Genomic DNA, 19,643 nt, shown 5'->3' with positions numbered 1-19,643 from the left:
TCCCCTACAGCTTCTCCACCGGCGCGTACCGCAGCAGCAGTCGCTTCGGCTTGGCGTCGCCGAAGTCGATCGTCGCCTCCGCGTTCCCGCCCGTGCCCTTCACGGCGACGACCGTGCCGAGCCCGAACTGGTCGTGGGTGACCCGGTCCCCGACGGCGAGGGCAACCACCGGCTTCTCCGTGGTGCGGCGCGTGGCGAACCCGGACGCACCCGACGCCGAGGAACGCGAGCGGGTCGAGGACAGCGAGGCCGCGATCCCGGAGGCCGGGCCGGAGGACACCGGCGCCGCCGCTCCCGTCCGCTTCCAGTCCACATGGGTGGCCGGGATCTCCTCCAGAAAGCGGGAGGGCGGGTTGTACGACGGCTGGCCCCAGGCGCTGCGCATCGCCGACCGCGTGAGGTAGAGCCGCTCCCGCGCGCGTGTGATGCCGACGTAGGCCAGGCGCCGCTCCTCCTCCAGTTCCTTGGTCTGGCCGAGGGCGCGCATGTGCGGGAAGACGCCGTCCTCCATGCCGGTCAGGAAGACGACCGGGAACTCCAGGCCCTTGGCGGTGTGCAGGGTCATCAGGGTGATGACGCCGGAGCCTTCCTCGTCCTCGTCGGGAATCTGGTCGGAGTCGGCGACCAGCGCCACCTGCTCCAGGAAGTCGGCCAGCGTGCCCTGCTCGCCCTCCCCGCGCTCCTGCTCGAACTCCAGGGCCACCGCCGCGAGTTCCTGGAGGTTCTCGATGCGGGTCTCGTCCTGCGGGTCGGTGGAGGCCTGCAACTCGGCCAGGTAGCCGGTGCGTTCGAGCACCGCCTCCAGGACGGTCGCGGGACCCGCACCGGACTCGACGATGGTGCGCAGGTCCTCCATCAGCGTGTTGAACCGCTTGACGGCATTGGTGGAGCGCGCGGCCATGCCGTACGCCTCGTCCACGCGCTTGAGCGCCTGCGGGAAACTGATCTTCTCGCGCTGGGAGAGGGCGTCGATCATCGCCTCCGCGCGCTCGCCGATGCCCCGCTTGGGCACGTTGAGGATGCGGCGCAGCGGCACCGAGTCCTCGGGGTTGGCGAGGACGCGCAGATAGGCCAGGACGTCCCGGACCTCCTTGCGCTCGTAGAAGCGGACCCCGCCGACGACCTTGTAGGGCAGGCCGACGCGGATGAAGACCTCTTCGAAGACACGGGACTGGGCGTTGGTGCGGTAGAAGACGGCGACATCGCCCGCCCTGGCCTCGCGCGCGTCGACCAGACGGTCTATCTCGTCGGCGACGAACTGGGCCTCGTCGTGCTCGGTGTCGGCGACGTAACCGGTGATCCGCGCGCCCTGGCCGGCGTTGGTCCACAGGTTCTTCGGGCGGCGGGACTCGTTGCGCTCGATGACCGCGTTGGCGGCGGACAGGATGGTCTGTGTGGAGCGGTAGTTCTGCTCCAGCAGGATCGTCGTCGCGTTCGGGTAGTCCTCCTCGAACTGGAGGATGTTGCGGATCGTCGCGCCCCGGAAGGCGTAGATCGACTGGTCCGCGTCACCCACGACGCACAGTTCGGCGGGCGGGAGGTCGTGCTCGCTCGGCGGGATGTCCTCGCTGTGTTCGCCGGTGCCGACGAGTTCGCGCACGAGCGCGTACTGCGCGTGGTTGGTGTCCTGGTACTCGTCGACGAGGACATGCCGGAAGCGGCGGCGGTAGTGCCCGGCGACGTCCGGGAAGGCACGCAGCAGGTTGACCGTCGTCATGATCAGGTCGTCGAAGTCGAGCGCGTTGGCCTCGCGCAGGCGCGACTGGTAGAGCGCGTAGGCCTGGGCGAGGGTCTTCTCGAAGCCGTCGGTGGCCTGGGCGGCGAAGTCCTCCTCGTCGATCAGCTCGTTCTTCAGGTTGCTGATCTTCGCGCTGAACGATTTGGGCGGGAAGCGCTTGGGGTCGAGGTCCAGGTCGCGGCAGACCAGGGCCATCAGGCGCTTGCTGTCGGCGGCGTCGTAGATGGAGAAGCTGGAGGTGAAACCGAGCTTCTTGCTCTCCCGGCGCAGGATGCGCACGCACGCGCTGTGGAAGGTCATCACCCACATCGCGTTCGCGCGCGGGCCGACGAGGTGCTCGACGCGCTCCTTCATCTCGCCCGCGGCCTTGTTGGTGAAGGTGATCGCGAGGATCTGGCCCGGGTGCACATGCCGCTCGGCGAGCAGGTGGGCGATGCGGTGGGTGAGCACACGGGTCTTGCCGGAGCCGGCGCCGGCGACGATGAGCAGCGGGGAGCCGGCGTGCACGACCGCGGCGCGCTGGTTGTCGTTCAGCCCCTCCAGCAGCGCCGCCGCGTCGAGGGCGGGACGCGGGGCGCCGTCGCGGTAGTACGCGTCCCGGTCCGGCGGCACGTCGAACTTCCCGCCGAACAGATCGTCCGGAAGCGGCTCCGGAGCGTGATCGTCCTCGGGCGGCGGCGGGGGCTCCTCCTCGCGCCCGCGAGGGGCCTGGAGGTCCGCCAGGAAGCTGTCGTCAAAGAGGCTGCTCATCGCTCTACGAGTCTAGGGCTCCCCACCGACAACCGGTCGCCGTCCCCGGAACACGGCCGCCCCGGAAAGCAGTTGATCTTCGCCGTCGAACGGCCCGCGCCCTGCTCACAGAGGGGCACCGTCCGATGACTCAGAAGCGAAACCTGGCTCAGGTCACGAAAATGTATCGGACATATCACGCACCAACCTTCACAGGAGTCACACGAGTTGGCTAGCGTGCGTTCGGGCCGCACGACCCCTACCGGCGAACCTCGCCGGGCCGCGCGGCCCCCGCCGAGTCCGGCGTGCCCCGCAGGGCGCCCGGAGCCGGGGACCCACCGACCTTTGGGGTGAATCGGCCGGCTCCCACCTGGGACGCCGCCGTAGGGCAACCCTTCCGAACCACCGCCCGAACCCGACAGCTAACCCGGTAGGCGGCCCACTGGAAGGAGTCGCCTCTCTTGGCGTCGCACCGCAAGCCGCGCCCCGGCGGGACCATCGGAACCGGCCTTCGCGCTCCCGCCCTCGCCACCGCCGCCCTCACCTCCATGGCCGTGCTCTCGCAGACCGCGGAGGCCGCCCCGGGTACCGATCGCGCCAAGCCGACCCTGGAGGAGGTCGAGAAGAAGGTCGACGATCTCTACCGCCAGGCGGAGTCGGCGACCCAGAAGTACAACGCGGCCAAGGAGCGGACCGGCAAACAGCGCGGCCGCGTCGACGCCCTGCGCGAGGACGTCGCCCGGCGCACGGCACGCCTCAACAAGGCCCGTGAGGAGCTGGGCTCCTTCGCCGCGGCCCAGTACCGCACCGGCGCCGCCGCTCCGGACACGGCCACCTTCCTGCTGGCGAACGACCCGCAGGACTACTTCGACCAGACCCAGCTGATGAATCGGCTGACCTCGCGGGAGAAGAGCGCGGTCGACGACTTCATCGGCGAGCAGGCCGCGACGATGAAGAAGCGGCGGGAGGCCGCGGAGAGCCTGCAGACGCTGAGCGACTCGCAGCACGACCTGCAGACCGCCAAGGCAACCGTGCAGAAGAAACTGGCCTCGGCGCGGGAACTGCTGTCGCAGCTGACGGCCCAGGAGAAGGCGCGGCTGGCCGCCATCGAGCGGCAGAAGGAGCAGGAGGCGGCGCGCAAGGCGGCCGAGCTGGCGAAGCAGCAGGCGGCTCAGCAGCAGGCCGACTCGTCCTCGTCGTCGTCCACCGCCACGGGGTCCGGCTCCGGATCGGGTTCGACGGGCTCCGGCTCGACGGGGTCCACCACCACGTCCAGCACGTCCAGCTCGTACGACACGAAGGCAGAGAAGGCGATCGCCTTCGCCCGCGCGCAGATCGGCAAGCCGTATGTGTGGGGCGCCACCGGGCCGGACTCCTACGACTGCTCGGGCCTCACCCAGGCCGCCTGGAAGGCCGCCGGCGTCAGCCTCCCGCGCACCACGTACGACCAGGTCAACGCGGGCACCACGGTCTCGCTCGCCGACGCGCGGCCGGGCGACCTGATCTTCTTCTACGACGACATCAGCCACGTCGGCGTCTACATAGGCAACGGCATGATGATCCACGCCCCGAAGCCGGGCGCGTACGTCCGCGAGGAGTCGATCTACTACGGCGGCGAGTCGATCATCCACAGCGTGGTCCGCCCGGGCTGACTGACCACCCACCCCGGGCACGGGCGCGCCCCGCTCCACGCGCGCGTGCCGCCGAATTGCCGGACCACGCGCGCAGGTGCCGGCGGCTTGGGGGCCTCGCCTTGAGGCCTCCGGGCGCGCGTCGGCTCATCACGTGCCGATGCGCGCGTACGGGCGTTTTCCGCGTCCCCGCGCGCGTGCGGCCGTTCCTGCGTCGATGCGCGGGATGTGCCGGCCTTCCTGCGTCCACGGGGACTCGGGCATGTACCTGTGGAACGCCGACGACCGCGGCGTGCTGCGCACCGCGACGGTCGCGCTGCTCGTGCTGGATCTGGTCTGCTACGTCGTCCTGCTGGCCGCCGAGGCGGCCCGGCTACCACGTGCTGCGCTGGGCGACGGTGTTCCCGATGGGGATGATGGCGGTGGCGGCGCTGTCTGCCGCGACCGTCTTCGGCGTCCCGTGGCTCACCTGGCCGGGACGGGTGCTGCTGTGGGCGGCGGTGGCGGTGTGGCTCGCGGTCGCCGCCGGTGCGGTGCTCGCGGCCCGCGCCGGCGGCAGGGACGGCTGACCGTCAGGTCCACAGGACGGCGATGAAGATGTTCGCCATGGTCAGCAGACCGACCACCCCGAACACGCTCTTGTCGATCTTCTCCTCGTCGCGCTTCACATAGACCAACCCGAGGATCACGATCAGCAGCGCCAGCTTGATGCCGATCTTGATGGTGTTGACGTGGTGGTCGTCGGCCTGGTTGAGGCCGACCAGGACCACGCCGGTGACCAGCATGGTCAGCGCGCCGTGCAGCATCGCGGGCACGAACCGGGCCGTGCCCTGGCCCATCGCCTTCATCTGGGTGAGGAAACCGCCGAGCAGCGCGGCGATGCCGATGATGTGCAGGCCGACGAAGAGATGGATGAGTACGTCCATGGGCCCGGAGCCTAACCAGGGGCCCGGAGGCCTCCTGCCACCGGCCCCGGACACAGCGGTCGGCGGTCGGCGGTCGGCGGTCGGCGGTCGGCGGTCGCACGGAGGATCTTGCATATATGCGCCCCATAGCACCCCACGGCTCCCGTCCATCCCACTTTCCGCACTTCGGTCACCGCGCTCTGTGAAGGCGACGACTCCAGAACGGCCACATGGTCACTTGCAGTCACATCCCGGTCCATCGAGGCCAGTTCCGTACACCGCGTTACCTACTCGTCACAGTCGGGCCTAGCGTCCTCCCCCAGGTGACCGGCTCCCCACCGCCGCCCGGGCCAGGGGCGGCCGTCGGCCACCACCGCCGAGAAGGGTCCGGCGGTGGCCCGCTTCCCCTGTGCGGGCCGCCGCCGGGCACACGGACTCTCGGTCGTGCGAGTCGTACGGAAGGACGTGACGGTCCAGGTGGCAGCGCACCGCAAGGCCCGGCAACGCTCGATGGGCGGCCATACGGCCCGGACGGCCGCCACGCTCGCCCTGGCGGGCGCGGCCACCGCGACGGGGTTCGACGGGACCGGACACGCCGAGCCACAGCTGACCCCGGCGCAGGTGAAGGCCAAGGTGGACCAGCTCTACCAGGACGCCGAGGCCGCGACCGAGAAGTACGACGGCGCGAAGGAGAAGGCGGACACTGAGCAGCGGCGGCTGAACGCGCTGCGCGACGAGACCGCCCGCAAGCAGCAGAAGCTCAACACCGCCCGGGACGCGCTGGGTTCGTTCGCGGCGGCGCAGTACCGCGAGGGCGGCTTCGCACCGACCTGGCAGCTGGTCCTGTCCGGCGACCCCGACCGGTACCTGGACGACGCCGCGTTCGTGGAGCGGGCCGGTGACCGGCAGGCCGCCGCCGTGTCCGGGGTGCGCGAACAACTGCGGGAGATCGAGCAACTGCGGGGCGCGGCACGCATCGAGCTGCAGTCGCTGCGGTCCCGGCGGGCCGAGCTGCGGCGGCAGAAGAGGACCATCACCGGCAAGCTGGACGAGGCCCGGCGGCTGCTGGCGCGGCTCAGCCCACAGCAGCGGTCCGAGGTCGCCGGTGACGGCAGCGCGCTGGGACGCGCCTCCCGCTCGGCCTCGGATGCCCGGGACTCCCTGGAGCAGGCCGGTACGGCCGCGGCCCCGAACGCGCGCGCCGAGGCGGCCGTCGCGTACGCCTACGCCAAGCTCGGCAGCCCCTATGTGTGGGGCGCGGCAGGACCGAACGCCTTCGACTGCTCGGGCCTGGTCCAGGCCGCCTACCGCTCCGCCGGCATCTCCCTGCCCCGCACCACCTATGCCCAGATCGACGCGGGCCGCCGCGTCTCCCGCTCCGAACTACAGCCCGGGGACCTGGTGTTCTTCTACTCGGGGATCAGCCACGTCGGCATCTACGTGGGCAACGGGCAGATCATCCACGCCCCGAACCCCTCGGCACCGGTCCGGCTGGCCCCGGTCGACCTGATGCCGTTCGCCGGGGCGACCCGGGTGGCGTAGGGGCGAGCCCGCAGGGGTCAGACCAGTCGGCGGGCCGTAGCCCAGCGGGTCAGTTCATGGCGGTTGGACAGCTGGAGCTTGCGCAGGACCGCCGAGACATGGGACTCGACCGTCTTCACCGAGATGTACAGCTGCTTGGCGATCTCCTTGTAGGCGTAACCACGGGCGATCAGGCGCAGCACCTCGCGCTCGCGCTGGGTGAGGCGGTCCAGGTCCTCGTCCACGGGCGGGGCATCGGTGGAGGCGAAGGCGTCCAGGACGAACCCGGCCAGGCGCGGGGAGAAGACGGCGTCGCCCTCCTGGACGCGGAAGATCGAGTCGACCAGGTCGGTGCCGGTGATGGTCTTGGTGACATAGCCGCGGGCACCGCCGCGGATCACACCGATCACGTCCTCCGCCGCGTCCGAGACGGACAGCGCGAGGAAGCGCACGGGCCGCTCGGTGTCCGCCATCAAAGCCGCGCACCGGCGCAGCACTTCGACTCCGCCGCCGCCCGGGAGGTGGACGTCGAGGAGGACCACCTCGGGCCGGGTCGCGGTGATGACCGTGACCGCCTGGTCGACGTCCGCGGCCTCGCCGACCACCTCGACACCGGTCTCGGCGGTCTGCCCGATCTCGGCCTGGACGCCGGTGCGGAACATCCGGTGGTCGTCCACGAGCACCACCCGCACGTGCCGTCCGCCCGCGCCGCCGTCGGCGGCCCCGGACCCGGCCCCCTCGGGGGCGCCCGCCGTGCCGTTCGCCTCGGTCGCGTCGCTCATGACGTCCTCTCCGCCCTCTCCATCTCCAACTCGACCTCCGTGCCGCCGCCCGGCACCGACCGCAGCCGGGCCGTGCCGCCGTTGCGTTCCATGCGGCCGATGATCGATTCTCTAACGCCCATGCGGTCGGCGGGTATCGAGTCGAGGTCGAAGCCGGGACCGCGGTCGCGTACGGACACGAAGACGGTCCTGCCCTCGACTTCGGCGTAGACCTGTACGGCACCGCCCTCGCCACCGTACTTGGCCGCGTTCACCATCGCCTCGCGCGCGGCCTGCATCTGCGCGCCGGTCCTCTCGTCCAGTGGGCAGTCGCCGACGATGACGACCTCGATGGGCACACCGTGCTTGTCCTCCACCTCGGCGGCGTTGCGCCGCACCGCCTCGGCGACCGTGTCCGGCTCGTCGGCCTCGTCCTTGCCGGTGCCCTCCGGCTTGTACAGCCAGGTGCGCAGGTCGCGCTCCTGGGCGCGGGCGAGGCGGCGCACCTCGCCCGCGTTGTCGGCGTTGCGCTGGATCAGGGTGAGGGTGTGCAGCACGGAGTCATGGACGTGGGCGGCGACCTCCGCACGCTCCTGGGCGCGGATGCGCATCAGGCGTTCCTCGGACAGGTCCTGGGTCATGCGGACCAGATACGGACCGGCGAGGAGCGTGATGCCGACGAGGACGGCGAGGGCCGCCTGCAGGACCGCGCCGAGATGGGCGGCCGAGCCCTGCAGCCAGAAGATCGCGGACACACCGGCCGTGACGAGCAGGACACCGCCGGCCGCGCGCAGCAGGGTCAGGGTTCGGCGCCGGCGGCCGACCTCGACCCAGCGGGCCCGGCGGGCGTTGTCCGCCTGGCGCCAGACGAGGGCGACACCGGCCGCGACGAGGACGGCCGGCACCAGATACACCTTGGCGCCGCTGCCCAGATTGACGCTGCTGACGAACACCACGGACACGATGACCATGAGGAGCAGCGCGACGATCTGGCCGCGGTCCGGCTTGCGGCCCACAAGTCTGCGGCGGCCGTCCGGCGCGGTCTCCGTGGCGACGAGCGACGGCTGTCTCTGGTCGCCGACACCGCCGACGCCCAGCGGGACGAAGAACCAGAACGCCGCGTAGAGCAGCGCTCCGAAGCCGTGGGCCATGAACAGGCCGACGAAGGCGAGCCGCACCCAGACGACGGGCAGCCCGAGGTGCCCGGCGAGGCCCCGCGCCACTCCGCCGAGCCAGCGTCCGTCGCTGCTGCGGTAGAGCTTGCGCGGCGGCCGCGGGTCGTCGACTGGCAGGCTTGCGGCTTCCGGCATGCCAACGATGGTCACATGCCCGGCGGGCCCAGGCATCAGGGTCGGCCCCCGAGACGCCCCTGATCTTCCTCGGGGCCGGGTCGGGGAGCGCCGGGCAGGGGTGGTCGCGTGCGGCTCGAACGGTTCCCCGCCTCGTCTCAGGGCCGATTTCAGGGTTCGGCCAGGGTCGTCCCGACTGCCGCGGCGACGGCCGGGCCGTCACCATGGACACATGACGGATCACGAGCACGCCGCGACGGGTCCGGGACCCGGCACCGGCCCGCGCCCGGCCCCGGGCACCGGACCGACGGATGCCGCGCCCGCCGCGACGGAGAAGACGCAAGCGGCCGGCGCCGGCGCCGATACGCACGCCGACGCACAGCAGCAGGATCGGGAGCAGACCGCCGCCGGAGCCCCCGAGCAGCTCCGGCGCGACCGCGGGCACAAAATGATCGCGGGCGTGTGCGCGGGCCTCGGTCGGCACACCGACATGGACCCGGTGATCTTCCGCATCACTCTGGCCGTGCTGTCCGCGACCGGCGGCATCGGCCTCATCTTCTACGGCTTCGCCTGGCTGCTCGTGCCGTACGAGGACGAGGAGGAGAACGAGGTCCGCAAGCTGCTGACGGGCCGGGTAGACGGCCATGCGCTCGCCGCCGTGCTGTTCGCCCTGGTCGGCTGCGGGATCTTCCTGACCATGCTGAGAAACGGCGGGGTGCTGGCCTTCGCCGTGGTGCTCTCCCTGCTGCTGGCGGGCGCCGGGTACTGGTCGCGGCGTCGCGGCGCCCCTGACCCCGATCCGCTCGCCGCCCAGGCCGCCGCCGACGCGCCGCCGGAGGCCCAGGCCCCGCCGGTCGTCACGGTCTATCCGTCGTGGTGGCGGGACCCGATCGTCAAGGACGGCACCCATGTCGGCGGCACCGGCTATCTGTGGGGGCCCGGCGACGCCCGCGACCGGGACCTCACCTCGGTCGTCGACGTCGGTATCGCCACCCCCTGGACGCACCCCGGCCATCCCGGTTCCGTACGGCCGCAGCCCAGTGCGCCCCCGAGACCGCGCGGGCCGCGCTGGATCGGCGGCTGGGTGTTCCTGCTCGCGCTGGTGGCGGGCGGCCTCGGTACCGGGCTGACCTGGGACACGCATCCGCTGGGCACCAGTCTGCAGACCGGTCTGGCGTGCGCGCTGGCGGTCTTCGGTCTGGGTATCACGGTCAGCGCGTTCCTGGGCCGCACGGGAGCCGGGACGGTCTTCCTGGCGATCGTCACAGCGGCGCTGCTCGCCGGGGCGGCGGCCATGCCCAAGGACATCACCACCCACTGGAGAGACACCTCCTGGGCGCCTGCCGCGGCGGCGCAGGTACGGCCTGAGTACGACCTCGGCACCGGGCGCGGCACGCTGGACCTGAGCCGGGTGCATCCGGGCAAGGGGCGGACGGTCGCGACGGACGCCCATGTGGGTGCGGGACAGCTGAAGGTCATCGTGCCGGCGGACGCGACCGTGCGGATGACCATCGAGGTGGGCGTCGGCGACATCCGGTTGCCCGGCGAGAGCAGGAAGGACGTGGACGTGCAGCCACGCAGGCTCAAGAACGTGACGCTCACGCCGGCCAAGGGCGCCAAGGATTCCGGCACTCTGGACCTCTCGCTGAAGGTCGGGGCGGGACAGGTGGAGGTCGACCGTGCTGCGTCATGAGTTCCAGCCCGGGAGGCTGGTCGCGGGGCTCTTCCTCACTGCCACCGGCGTGGTCTTCGCGGGAGATGCGGGGGGACTGTGGGAGACGCCGTGGTTCGCGGTCGTGCCGCTGATCGTGGGCGGCCTGTTCCTCGCCGGTGCCACGGCAGCCGTGGCCCGGGGCATACGCAGACGGGGCGACACCGGCAGCAGCTGACGGCCCCGATCCCAGCGGGCAGGTGGGGCCCGGCCGCCGGTTGGGAGGGCCGCCGCCGGTGCGGTTCCGGCCGCCGGTGGTGGTCCGCCGGTTGGGGGCCCGCCGCCGGTGCGGTTCCGGCCGCCGGTGCGGTTCCAGCCGCCAGTTGGGGGTCCGCCGGTTGGGGGGCCGTCGTCGGTGGGGTTCCGGCCGTCGGCTGAGCGGCCTTGGGGAAGTCCGGTGCGGGAAACTGCGCGATCAGCACCCATCAGCCCCGACCGGCCCGCGGGATCATCCCGGCCCGCGGGTTCATCACCCCGCTTTCAGCGGAGCGCTCAGCGGTAGCCGCCCAGTCGCTGTCGGCGGCGGGCTCGCCAGGCCGAGTCGACGGACAGGTAGGGGGCGCCGGCCAGGATCAGGGGGATCCAGGCCATGAAGTAGGCGAGGTCGTTGCCGTAGTAGTAGGGGGTCGTCGACCAGCTCACCGTCATCCACAGGCTGAACGAGATCAGCGCGCCGCCGAGCGCGGCCAGCCGGGCGAGCAGACCGAGCAGGGTAGCGATGCCGACGGCCAGTTCACCGAGGGCGATGGCGTAGCCGAAGCCGACCGGGGACTTCAGGGCCATGTCGACCAGGGCCGGGATGGCGGCGGAGTCGCGGGCGGAGCGCATGGTGTCACCGACGGATCCGGCTCCGCCGGACTTCAGGAAGGAGCTGCTGGTGAGTTTGTCCAGGCTGGCGTAGATGAAGGTGACGCCGAGGAAGATACGCAGCGGCAGCAGCGCGTAGTGTGCGGCGGTCTCCCGCCAGCCGCCGAGGCCGTTGAGCCGGTTCATGTGCGTGTCCGTCCGAATGCCGTGAGTCATCGTCCCAAACCGCCCTCTCGCCCGCCGTCCCGCCCCTCACTTGACCATACGTATGACAGGGGGGCGCAGTTCAATCCCGACTCGGACGTTTTTCCGGATTTCGGCCCCTGTAGGGGGAGGCCGGAACGGGCCCGTCGGACCTCGTTCATGCGGGCCAGGATCTGTCGCACGGGGTGGCCGAGGACCTGGGCGACGGTGGTGAGTTCCTCGGCGGTGAGCAGGGAGCGCTGCGGGTTCCAGGCGGCGATCTCGAAGCGGGCGAACCCGCACGGCCAGTCGTAGTCCAGTCGATCCAGGGAGGTGGCGGTGGTGCAGCAGGGGGTGGTGATGTCGAGGGTGGGCAGTCCGTCGCCCTGCTCGTCGTACGCGTCGAGCAGGTCCCGGTACCACTCGGGGTCAATGGAGCGGTCGCAGTGCGGGCAGCGGATGCCGGCCAGGTTCGAGCCGCAGTCGACGGCGGTGATCGCCTCGTGCCAGTCGACGTCCAGTTCGACGGCGTCGGGGTCGGCGTGCGGGTCGTCGAGGGAGCCGGAGACCAGCTCCAGGACCAGGGCCGCGGCACGCTTCCCGGCGTCCGGTGCCGGCTGCCAGTGCGGGTCGGTCGGTGTCACCGACAGGACGCTCTCGCTCATCGATCGACCGATCCCCCGCCGCTCACTCGGTGATCTGGACGATACAGCGGTTGGTCGCCACCCCGGCCGCGGTGACCACCTGCACCTCCACCGCCCCGGGCTCGACGTCGGCCGGTACGGGCACGGTCAGGACGCCGTCGGTGGGGTTGCTGAAGCCGCCGGTGACGGGAACCAGCGGCACGTGCACGTCGACGGCGCCGATGCGGACCACCATGCGGGAGAGCCGGTCGGCACCCTGGGCACCGGGCGGCACGAAGCCGGCACCGCGGATCTCGATGTCGTCGCCGGTGCGGATCGGCCCGTCCAGGTCGCCGGGTTCACGGGCGCGGACCACGGAGAGGACGACCGGGCGGCCGCCCTCGGCGTACTTGCCGGCCAGGTAGGTCACGGCCGAGATCAGCACCACCACGCCCAGGCCCCAGGGCAGGTCGGGCAGCTGGTCGGGGCGGCGGGCCAGCCGTACGGCGGCGAACAGCAGGGCGACGGCGCTGATGGCGACGTACTGGATGTCGGTGAAGGCGCCCCGGCCGGAGTCGTCGGTGAGCAGGTCGGCGGCGCCCGGCCGGTGCGCCGGCACCTTCTGCAGCCGCTGCGCGAGGATGCGCAGGCCCACCACCCGGCGGACCAGGACGGCGATGCCGCACACCACGGCAAGGACGGTCACCACGCCCGCGCCGCGCGCGAGGTCGAGGCCCGAGATCAGCGCGTCGCGTTCGGCGTGGTCGGAGGCGCCGGCCAGGCGGGCGGCCAGCAGCAGGACGGCGTAGCCGACGAACAGCACCCAGCAGGCGGCGACCGTGCGGGAGGTGGACATCCGGTTGTCCTCGCCGATCACCGGGGCCAGCGCCCCGCCGCGCGCACGGTGCAGCCAGGAGGCGGCGCTGAGCACACCGGCGACGAGGAGCGCGGTGGCCAGGGCCGCGGTGCGGGCGCCGGTCCAGCCCGCGCCGACCGCGGTGAGCGCCTCGCCGAGCAGCAGCGCGACCACCGCACCCCACACGACGCACACGGTCCGCAGCCACAGCCGGGCGAGCCAGGCCTCGCCCTCGGCGCGACCGCGCGCGGCGACGGCCTCCGCCCACTGGGTCAGTTCCTCGGAGACCCACTGGCGGGAGGCCGAGGCCGAGTGCGCCACGGCCGTCGGCAGGCCCTGTCCGGCCGCGAACTCGTCACGCCGGCGAAGGAACGCGGCGACGGCCCGCCGGTGTCCCTCCCGGGCGCCGTGCGGGCAGTCTCCGCAGGTGCAGCCGCCCTCGTGGCCCTCTGCACCCGTGCCCTGTCTCGCCTCCTGCACCGCCACGACCGGCGCCCGCCTTCCCCACGACCTTCCGGCACGTCCGGCGGGCCCTCGATGGAAGGCCACGCCGCCGCGCAACTGCGCTGCGTCGACAGCGAATTGTGCCCTACGCCGGGCCGTCCGGGGCCCTCGGGCCGCGTCACGGCGGGTGAAGTACGGGCCGCCGTGTTGACCCGGCTGCGAGAATTTGCGTATGGCCGAGATCATCCAGCGGGACGGGACCTGGGCCTTCGACGGCAGCACGATCCGGATCACCCCGGGGCTGCACCGCTGCGTGCCGCTGTTCCGCCAGACGTACGGGGAGGTCTCCGTGCCGCTGGAGGCCGTCTCGGACGTGGTCTGGGAACCCGAGCGCAAGCGTGGCCGGCTGCGAATGCGGCTGCGCGAGGGCGCCGACCCGCTGCTGCAGGCGACGGGCGGACGGCTGCCGGATGCGGCCGACCCCTACCGGCTGACGGTGGACGCGGACCGCGGCGGGGTCGCGGAGTACGTCGCCGAGGAGATCCGGCACGCCCTGCTCCTGGACCGGATCCCCAAGGAGCCCACGAGCGCCTATCTGCTGCCGGGCCCGCCGGTGCCGGTGTCCGTGCGGTCCTCCGACGGCACGGTCTCCTTCGACGGCACGCAGGTGCGCATCGACTGGGCCGACACCGCCGACCGGGTCAAACGCGCGACCGGCCCGCGGATCATCGCCCTCGGGGACCTGGTGCAGGTGGAGTGGCTGCCCAACTCGGGGTACGAGGACGGCTTTCTGCGGTTCGTGACCCCGGAGACGGTGTTCTCCAAACTGCCGCCCGAGCGGGACCCCTACACCCTGGACCTGTGGGGCAGCGTGCGGCGCGATCTGCTGACCGCGCTGGTCGCGACGGCCGTCACCGCCCGGCTGCCGCATCCCTCCACCCGCACGGGCGCCGGGTACGACGGCCGGGACCGGCGGCGGACGGCCGTACCGGGGCGGGTCGACCACCATGACGTACTGCTGCGCCGGCTGCGGGAGTTGGGGGAGCTGCACCGGGACGGGGTGCTCACGGACGAGGAGTTCGCGATGACCAAGGCGGCGGTGCTCAGGGAGTTCGGCTGAGCATGCCCGGCGGGTTCAGCTCAGCAGGTCGGGCTCGCTGCGGCTGATGTCCTGCCACAGGGGCTGGTAGTTGATCCAGGCCACCAGGTCGCCGCCGAGCTGTTCACGGGTGGCGACGGCCAGCTTGTGGTCGATGAGGACCGGGCGGCCGGCCGCCTTCGCCGTCAGCTGCACCTGGCAGGACCGTTCCATGGACAGGAACCACCAGGCGGCGGCGTCCACCGAGTCGCCGACGGTGAGCAGTCCGTGGTTGCGCAGCACGAGCGCCTTGCGGGAGCCGAGGGCCCCGGCGATCCGGCGGCCTTCCTCGATGTCGACGGTGACGCCGCTGTAGGCGTCGTAGAGGGCCACGTCCTCGTAGAAGGCGCAGCTCTCCTGGGTGATGGGGTCGATCAGCTCGCCGAGCGCGGCGAGGGCGCGGCCGTGCACGGAGTGGCAGTGGGCGACGGCGACGACGTCCGGCCGGGCGGCGTGGACCTGGGCGTGCACGGTGAACGCGGCCTGGTTGACGTGGTAGCGACCCTCGACGACCTGCCCGTCCTGGTTGGCGAGGACGAGGTCGCCGACCGTGACGTGCTTGAACGGCATCCCGAAGGGGTTGACCCAGAAGCAGTCGGTGAACTCCGGGTCGCGGGCGGTGATGTGCCCGGAGACCCCGTCCTCCAGCCCGGCCCGCCCGAAGATCCGCAGGGCACCGGCGAGCCGCTCCTTGCGGTGCCGGCGCTCGTCCTCGACCGAGTCGAACATCGGCGGCATGGCGAACTGCAGCTGGTCGGTGGGCAGCGGCAGCGGCGGGGTGGGCCCGTGCATAGGTCCTCCAGCGCTGGGATTGCGGTACGCGCCGGAAGTTACCCCCGGTCAGCGCAAAAGGGCAGAGCTGTTTTGTAAAGATGACGTACGCGGCGGAAACACGACAGAGGATGTCCGGTTTGCCGGTGAGACTGCCGTGCATGACCCGTGTGAACTGGGCGGCCTTCGCCGCCGCCGAACCCGAGCTGGCGACGACCGTCGAGCAGCGCTTCCGTGCCTTCCGTCACCATGTCCTCGCCACCCTCCGCAAGGACGGCGCGCCGCGCACCTCCGGCCTGGAGGCCGACTTCCGCGACGGTGAGCTGTGGCTCGGCATGATGGCGGGCTCGCTGAAGGCCCTCGACCTGCGCCGCGATCCGCGCTTCGCGCTCCAGGCGAACCCGGGCGAGGGCACGGGGATGGGCGGCGGGGACGTACGGATCGCGGGGCGGGCGTACGAGGTCGGGGGTGAGCGGAAGTCCGGGTACGCGAAAGAGGTGGAACCGCCGGAGCCGTTCCACCTCTTCCGCACCGAGCTGACGGAGGTCGTGCGGACCTACGTCGAGGACGAGAAGCATCTCGTCGTCCAGGTCTGGAAGCCCGGTACGCCCTTGCGCACGCTCAAGCGCACCTAGGGCCTACTCCCACTCGATGGTGCCCGGCGGCTTGGAGGTGACGTCGAGGACGACCCGGTTGACGTCGCGGACCTCGTTGGTGATCCGGGTCGAGATGCGGGCCAGGACGTCGTACGGCAGCCGGGACCAGTCGGCGGTCATGGCGTCCTCGGAGGACACCGGGCGCAGCACGATCGGGTGGCCGTAGGTGCGGCCGTCGCCCTGGACGCCCACGCTACGGACGTCGGCGAGCAGGACCACCGGGCACTGCCAGATGTCCCGGTCGAGGCCGGCCGCGGTGAGCTCCTCGCGGGCGATCGCGTCGGCGTCGCGCAGCAGGTCCAGGCGCTCCTTGGTGACCTCGCCGACGATGCGGATGCCGAGGCCGGGGCCCGGGAACGGCTGGCGCTGGACGATCTCCTCCGGCAGGCCGAGCTCCTGGCCGACCATGCGGACCTCGTCCTTGAACAGCTTGCGCAGCGGCTCGATGAGCTTGAACTCGAGGTCCTCGGGCAGGCCGCCGACGTTGTGGTGCGACTTGATGTTGGCGGTGCCGGTGCCGCCGCCGGACTCGACGACGTCCGGGTACAGGGTGCCCTGGACCAGGAACTCCACGGCCGGGCCCTCGTCGGCGATGATGTCGGCCTGCGCCTGCTCGAAGACGCGGATGAACTCGCGGCCGATGATCTTGCGCTTCTCCTCGGGGTCCGAGACGCCCTTGAGCGCGGTCAGGAAGCGCTCCTCGGCGTCCACGACGACCAGCTTGACGCCGGTCGCGGCCACGAAGTCCTTCTCGACCTGCTCGGTCTCGCCCTTGCGCATCAGGCCGTGGTCGACGTACACGCAGGTCAGCTGGTCGCCGATGGCCCGCGCGACGAGGGCGGCGGCGACGGCGGAGTCCACGCCGCCGGACAGACCGCAGATGGCGCGCTTGTCGCCGACCTGCTCGCGGATCGCCGCGACCTGCTCCTCGATCACATTGCCGGTGGTCCAGTTCGGCTGCAGACCCGCGCCGCGGTAGAGGAAGTGCTCCAGCACCTGCTGGCCGTGCGTGGAGTGCATGACCTCGGGGTGGTACTGGACGCCGTAGAGCTTCTTCTCGTCGTTCTCGAAGGCGGCGACCGGGACGACGTCCGTGGACGCGGTCACGGTGAAGCCCTCGGGGGCGGCGGAGCAGGCGTCGCCGTGCGACATCCACACGTGCTGCTCGTCCGGGGTGCCCTCGAAGAGGGTGGAGGACGTCCTGGAGACATGCAGGTCGGTACGGCCGTACTCGCGGGCGCCGGAGTTGTCGACGGTGCCGCCGAGGGCCTGCGCCATCAACTGGAAGCCGTAGCACATGCCGAAGACGGGGACGCCGGCCTCGAAGATCTCGCGGTCCAGGCGGGGGGCGCCTTCCTCGTACACCGACGAGGGGCCGCCGGAGAGGACGATCGCCGCGGGGTTCTTGGCGAGCATCTCCTTCACCGGCATGGTGCTCGGCACGATCTCGCTGTAGACCCGGGCCTCGCGGACGCGACGGGCGATGAGCTGGGCGTACTGCGCGCCGAAGTCGACGACCAGGACGGTGTCCGGGGTGGCGGCAGTGGAAGTCGCTGGTGACACGGGGTGCCTTCTGGTGGTCGGGCGGGGTCTGTGCTAACGAGTCTAACGGTGTGGACGTGGAGGCTTCCCCTGGACGCAGCCGTGGCATACTGACCCCATGCGCAAGCACTCGACCTTCGTCTTTACCTATGGCATCCGGCCCGCCGGCTGCCATGGTCGTGCTGCTTGAGCGAACCGCCAAGCGACTTCCCAGGCGCCCCGGGCCGACAAGGCCCGGGGCGCCTGTCGTTTTCCGGGTCCTGCCGTTCCGGGGCGTCCCAGCCACCTTCACCAGGAGCCCCCGACATGACCACCACCACCCCGGAAGAGACCGTCTCGACCCCGGAGCAGACCATCGCCGACGCCCGTGAGCGCATCGACGTGCTCGACGACCGGATCATCGGTCTCATCCAGGAGCGGATGGCCGTCTCCGCCGTCGTCCAGCAGACCCGCATCGCCTCCGGCGGACGCCGGGTGCACCTCTCCCGCGAGATGGAGATCCTCGGCCGCTACCGCGAGGCCCTCGGCAAGCCGGGCACCGGCCTCGCCATGACCCTGCTGGAGCTGTGCCGGGGCCGCGTCTGAGCGACGCACGCGGAGTGCCGTACGTGAGTGCGAACGCCGCCTCACCCGTACGGCGCGTGACCGGCTCGCGCGGCGCTTCGTTGAGTGAGGTGTCCGTGCCAGCCAGGGGCGGGCCCGACAGAACCACGCGTGGCTCGCTGGAGCGATGAGGCGTACGGGTCGTGCCGTGCGCCGTGGGACCTCGCTCCAGGGAAGTGACCGGACGGCAGGGGACAGCAGCCCGGTCACCCAAGGGAACGGCCGGCTCCGGGGACGCCCGGGGCCGGCCGGCGGAAAACTGCACATGCGCACCAGTGCCGGGGCATCCGCCACGTCCCCTCACCGACCACGGCATTGCTGCACACCGTCCGCCTCTCGGAGGCAGGACCAAGGAACCAGCGGCGCAACCCCCCGGCGCCGCCCCGGGCACCGGCGCCGCCCTGACGTCGGTGCTGACCGGAAGAAGGGCCCCGCGGTCTCTCCGTCCCGCGGGGCCCTTCGCCATGCGCCGTCGGACACCCCGGCTGAACGCCAAGGCCGAACGCCCAGGCTGAGCGTGACTCGCATCACACGACCTCCGCCCGACCGGCGCACAACCCTTCCCACAGGTCACGGGTCTCACCCCCTGCAACCAACGGCCATGCCCGTGCCCCACACACGGAGGCCTCCGAGACACGTGCTGCCGCGCGGCAGCACGGGAGCCCCACAAGAGGTCCTCAATGAAGCTTCGCCGCGCCATGATGACCGCGACCGCGACGGCTGCCCTCGCGCCGCTCGCCCTGGTCTGTGCCCCTGCCGCGTTCGCCGACGAGTCCCCGAGCACCTCGGTCAGCAGCTCGGCCTCGACCGAGACGACCCCCTCGGCAGACGCGAGCACCAGCCCGGCCGCCGACCAGAACTCGCCCGCCGGCCAGACGTCGGACAGCCCGTCCGCCTCCGACTCGGCGAGCACGAGCACGAGCACGAGCACGTCGGCGTCGCCGTCCGCCTCCGCGTCCGAGTCGGCCTCCGCCTCCGCGTCCGCGTCCACCTCGCCCAGCGAGAGCGCCGAGCCCAGCGACGGGCCGACGACGCCGTCCGGGATCTGCGAGGAGGACGACGCCCACTACAAGTCCAAGATCCACACCTCGCTCAGCGGTCTGCCCGGCGAGATCGCCGTGGGCAGCGGCTGGCACCCCTTCACGCTCGGCGTCAAGAACCCGACGTCGGCCGACCTCAAGGACGTCATCTTCTACGCGGGCGTCGGCCCGAGCGACCCGAACGCCCAGTTCGCGTTCAAGACCAGCCAGGTCCAGCTCCAGGTGAAGTACGACGGAGCCTGGTACGACGTCGAGGACGGCGCCGGCCACTCCGACGGCTACCTCGACCTCGCCGACATCAAGGCCGGCCAGACGGTGAACTACCAGCTCCGGCTGAACGTGAAGGCCAACGCGCCGGTCGGCGAGGGCCTGACCATCGGTGGCGGGATGTACTTCGACGACGAGGAGAACTGCATCGGCTCGGACCAGGCCAGCTACCTGATCAAGATAGTCAAGGCCGGCACCGACACGGGCGGGACGAAGCCCCAGGAGGGTGGCCAGGTCCCGGTTCCCACCCAGAAGCCGAGCAAGAGCAACACCCAGGACGTAACCGGCTCGCTCGCCGAGACCGGTTCCAGCTCCATGCTGCCGACCATCGGTCTGGTCGGCGGTGTCGCCGTCGTCGCCGGCGCCGGCGCGGTGTTCGCCGTCCGCCGCCGCAAGGGCGCCGGTTCGGACGCAGCCGCGTAAGCGCG

17 protein-coding genes, 1 pseudogene and 1 riboswitch are annotated in these 19,643 nt (G+C 71.7%); of the genes and pseudogenes, 9 read left to right on the top strand and 9 right to left on the bottom strand.

Features of this window, described 5'->3' with window-relative positions:
* Nucleotides 1-4: 4 nt before the first annotated feature.
* Nucleotides 5-2,488 carry a DNA helicase PcrA gene (gene pcrA / locus ACZ5NH_RS24720; RefSeq protein WP_468778125.1) on the bottom strand — a complete coding sequence of 828 codons (2,484 nt, stop codon included), beginning with the start codon at nt 2,486-2,488 and terminating at the stop codon, nt 5-7.
* Between the two features lie 305 nt (nt 2,489-2,793).
* Nucleotides 2,794-2,899: riboswitch (cyclic di-AMP (ydaO/yuaA leader) on the top strand.
* 29 nt (nt 2,900-2,928) lie between these two features.
* On the opposite strand from pcrA, the gene ACZ5NH_RS24715 reads away from it, so the two are divergent.
* Nucleotides 2,929-4,119, top strand: coding sequence for a C40 family peptidase (locus ACZ5NH_RS24715; RefSeq protein ID WP_468778123.1), 1,191 nt, complete (start codon nt 2,929-2,931; stop codon nt 4,117-4,119).
* Between the two features lie 241 nt (nt 4,120-4,360).
* Nucleotides 4,361-4,667, top strand: a pseudogene (locus ACZ5NH_RS24710) (SLAC1 family transporter); the annotation flags it as partial.
* A gap of 3 nt (nt 4,668-4,670) precedes the next feature.
* On the opposite strand, the gene ACZ5NH_RS24705 reads toward ACZ5NH_RS24710, so the two are convergent.
* Nucleotides 4,671-5,024, bottom strand: a complete 354-nt coding sequence (locus ACZ5NH_RS24705; protein WP_388619789.1) for a hypothetical protein — start codon at nt 5,022-5,024, stop codon at nt 4,671-4,673.
* A gap of 456 nt (nt 5,025-5,480) precedes the next feature.
* Between ACZ5NH_RS24705 and ACZ5NH_RS24700 the strand changes: the two genes are divergently transcribed.
* Nucleotides 5,481-6,545 (top strand): C40 family peptidase, encoded by a 1,065-nt coding sequence (locus tag ACZ5NH_RS24700; RefSeq protein ID WP_468778184.1) that lies wholly within the window; start codon nt 5,481-5,483, stop codon nt 6,543-6,545.
* Between the two features lie 17 nt (nt 6,546-6,562).
* On the opposite strand, the gene ACZ5NH_RS24695 is transcribed toward ACZ5NH_RS24700, so the two are convergent.
* Both ACZ5NH_RS24695 and ACZ5NH_RS24690 read right to left on the bottom strand, forming a co-directional pair.
* Nucleotides 6,563-7,306, bottom strand: coding sequence for a LuxR C-terminal-related transcriptional regulator (locus tag ACZ5NH_RS24695; RefSeq protein ID WP_450984288.1), 744 nt, complete (start codon nt 7,304-7,306; stop codon nt 6,563-6,565).
* Nucleotides 7,303-8,595, bottom strand: coding sequence for an ATP-binding protein (locus ACZ5NH_RS24690; protein WP_468778120.1), 1,293 nt, complete (start codon nt 8,593-8,595; stop codon nt 7,303-7,305). Before ACZ5NH_RS24690 ends, ACZ5NH_RS24695 begins: the two co-directional genes overlap by 4 nt.
* A gap of 211 nt (nt 8,596-8,806) precedes the next feature.
* On the opposite strand from ACZ5NH_RS24690, the gene ACZ5NH_RS24685 reads away from it, so the two are divergent.
* Nucleotides 8,807-10,267: a PspC domain-containing protein gene (locus tag ACZ5NH_RS24685; RefSeq protein ID WP_468778118.1), complete on the top strand. Its 1,461-nt coding sequence runs from the start codon at nt 8,807-8,809 to the stop codon at nt 10,265-10,267.
* The gene (locus ACZ5NH_RS24680; RefSeq protein WP_388619778.1) at nt 10,254-10,463 is read left to right on the top strand and encodes a hypothetical protein; all 210 of its coding nucleotides are present in this window, start codon (nt 10,254-10,256) and stop codon (nt 10,461-10,463) included. Before ACZ5NH_RS24685 ends, ACZ5NH_RS24680 begins: the two co-directional genes overlap by 14 nt.
* A gap of 314 nt (nt 10,464-10,777) precedes the next feature.
* Here ACZ5NH_RS24680 and ACZ5NH_RS24675 read toward each other — a convergent pair whose 3' ends face one another.
* The 3 genes from ACZ5NH_RS24675 to ACZ5NH_RS24665 are packed head-to-tail and all read right to left on the bottom strand — an operon-like array spanning nt 10,778 to nt 13,240.
* Nucleotides 10,778-11,308, bottom strand: coding sequence for a DoxX family membrane protein (locus ACZ5NH_RS24675; RefSeq protein ID WP_468778116.1), 531 nt, complete (start codon nt 11,306-11,308; stop codon nt 10,778-10,780).
* A complete protein-coding gene (locus tag ACZ5NH_RS24670) occupies nt 11,305-11,940 on the bottom strand; it encodes a hypothetical protein (RefSeq protein WP_468778114.1) in 636 nt (211 codons plus the stop codon). Before ACZ5NH_RS24670 ends, ACZ5NH_RS24675 begins: the two co-directional genes overlap by 4 nt.
* A gap of 22 nt (nt 11,941-11,962) precedes the next feature.
* The gene (locus tag ACZ5NH_RS24665) at nt 11,963-13,240 is read right to left on the bottom strand and encodes a hypothetical protein (RefSeq protein ID WP_468778112.1); all 1,278 of its coding nucleotides are present in this window, start codon (nt 13,238-13,240) and stop codon (nt 11,963-11,965) included.
* Between the two features lie 190 nt (nt 13,241-13,430).
* Here ACZ5NH_RS24665 and ACZ5NH_RS24660 point away from each other — a divergent pair, with 190 nt between their 5' ends.
* Nucleotides 13,431-14,318, top strand: a complete 888-nt coding sequence (locus tag ACZ5NH_RS24660; RefSeq protein ID WP_468778110.1) for a DUF4429 domain-containing protein — start codon at nt 13,431-13,433, stop codon at nt 14,316-14,318.
* 15 nt (nt 14,319-14,333) lie between these two features.
* On the opposite strand, the gene ACZ5NH_RS24655 is transcribed toward ACZ5NH_RS24660, so the two are convergent.
* Nucleotides 14,334-15,128 carry a class II aldolase/adducin family protein gene (locus ACZ5NH_RS24655; RefSeq protein WP_388619767.1) on the bottom strand — a complete coding sequence of 265 codons (795 nt, stop codon included), beginning with the start codon at nt 15,126-15,128 and terminating at the stop codon, nt 14,334-14,336.
* A 140-nt stretch (nt 15,129-15,268) separates the two neighbouring features.
* On the opposite strand from ACZ5NH_RS24655, the gene ACZ5NH_RS24650 reads away from it, so the two are divergent.
* Entirely contained in the window at nt 15,269-15,742 is a 474-nt protein-coding gene (locus ACZ5NH_RS24650) for a pyridoxamine 5'-phosphate oxidase family protein (protein WP_468778108.1), read from the top strand.
* 3 nt (nt 15,743-15,745) lie between these two features.
* Here the strand turns inward: ACZ5NH_RS24650 and guaA are convergent, their stop codons facing one another.
* Nucleotides 15,746-17,326, bottom strand: coding sequence for a glutamine-hydrolyzing GMP synthase (gene guaA, locus ACZ5NH_RS24645; protein ID WP_468778106.1), 1,581 nt, complete (start codon nt 17,324-17,326; stop codon nt 15,746-15,748).
* A 285-nt stretch (nt 17,327-17,611) separates the two neighbouring features.
* Between guaA and ACZ5NH_RS24640 the strand changes: the two genes are divergently transcribed.
* Nucleotides 17,612-17,890 (top strand): chorismate mutase, encoded by a 279-nt coding sequence (locus ACZ5NH_RS24640; protein ID WP_388619759.1) that lies wholly within the window; start codon nt 17,612-17,614, stop codon nt 17,888-17,890.
* Nucleotides 17,891-18,588: 698 nt separating this feature from the next.
* On the top strand, nt 18,589-19,638 hold the full coding sequence (locus ACZ5NH_RS24635) for an LAETG motif-containing sortase-dependent surface protein (protein WP_468778104.1): 1,050 nt from the start codon (nt 18,589-18,591) through the stop codon (nt 19,636-19,638).
* Nucleotides 19,639-19,643 lie beyond the last annotated feature (5 nt).

Source organism: Streptomyces sp. NPDC031426, assembly GCF_055581585.1.
This window is presented reverse-complemented; position numbering and strand designations above follow the sequence as displayed.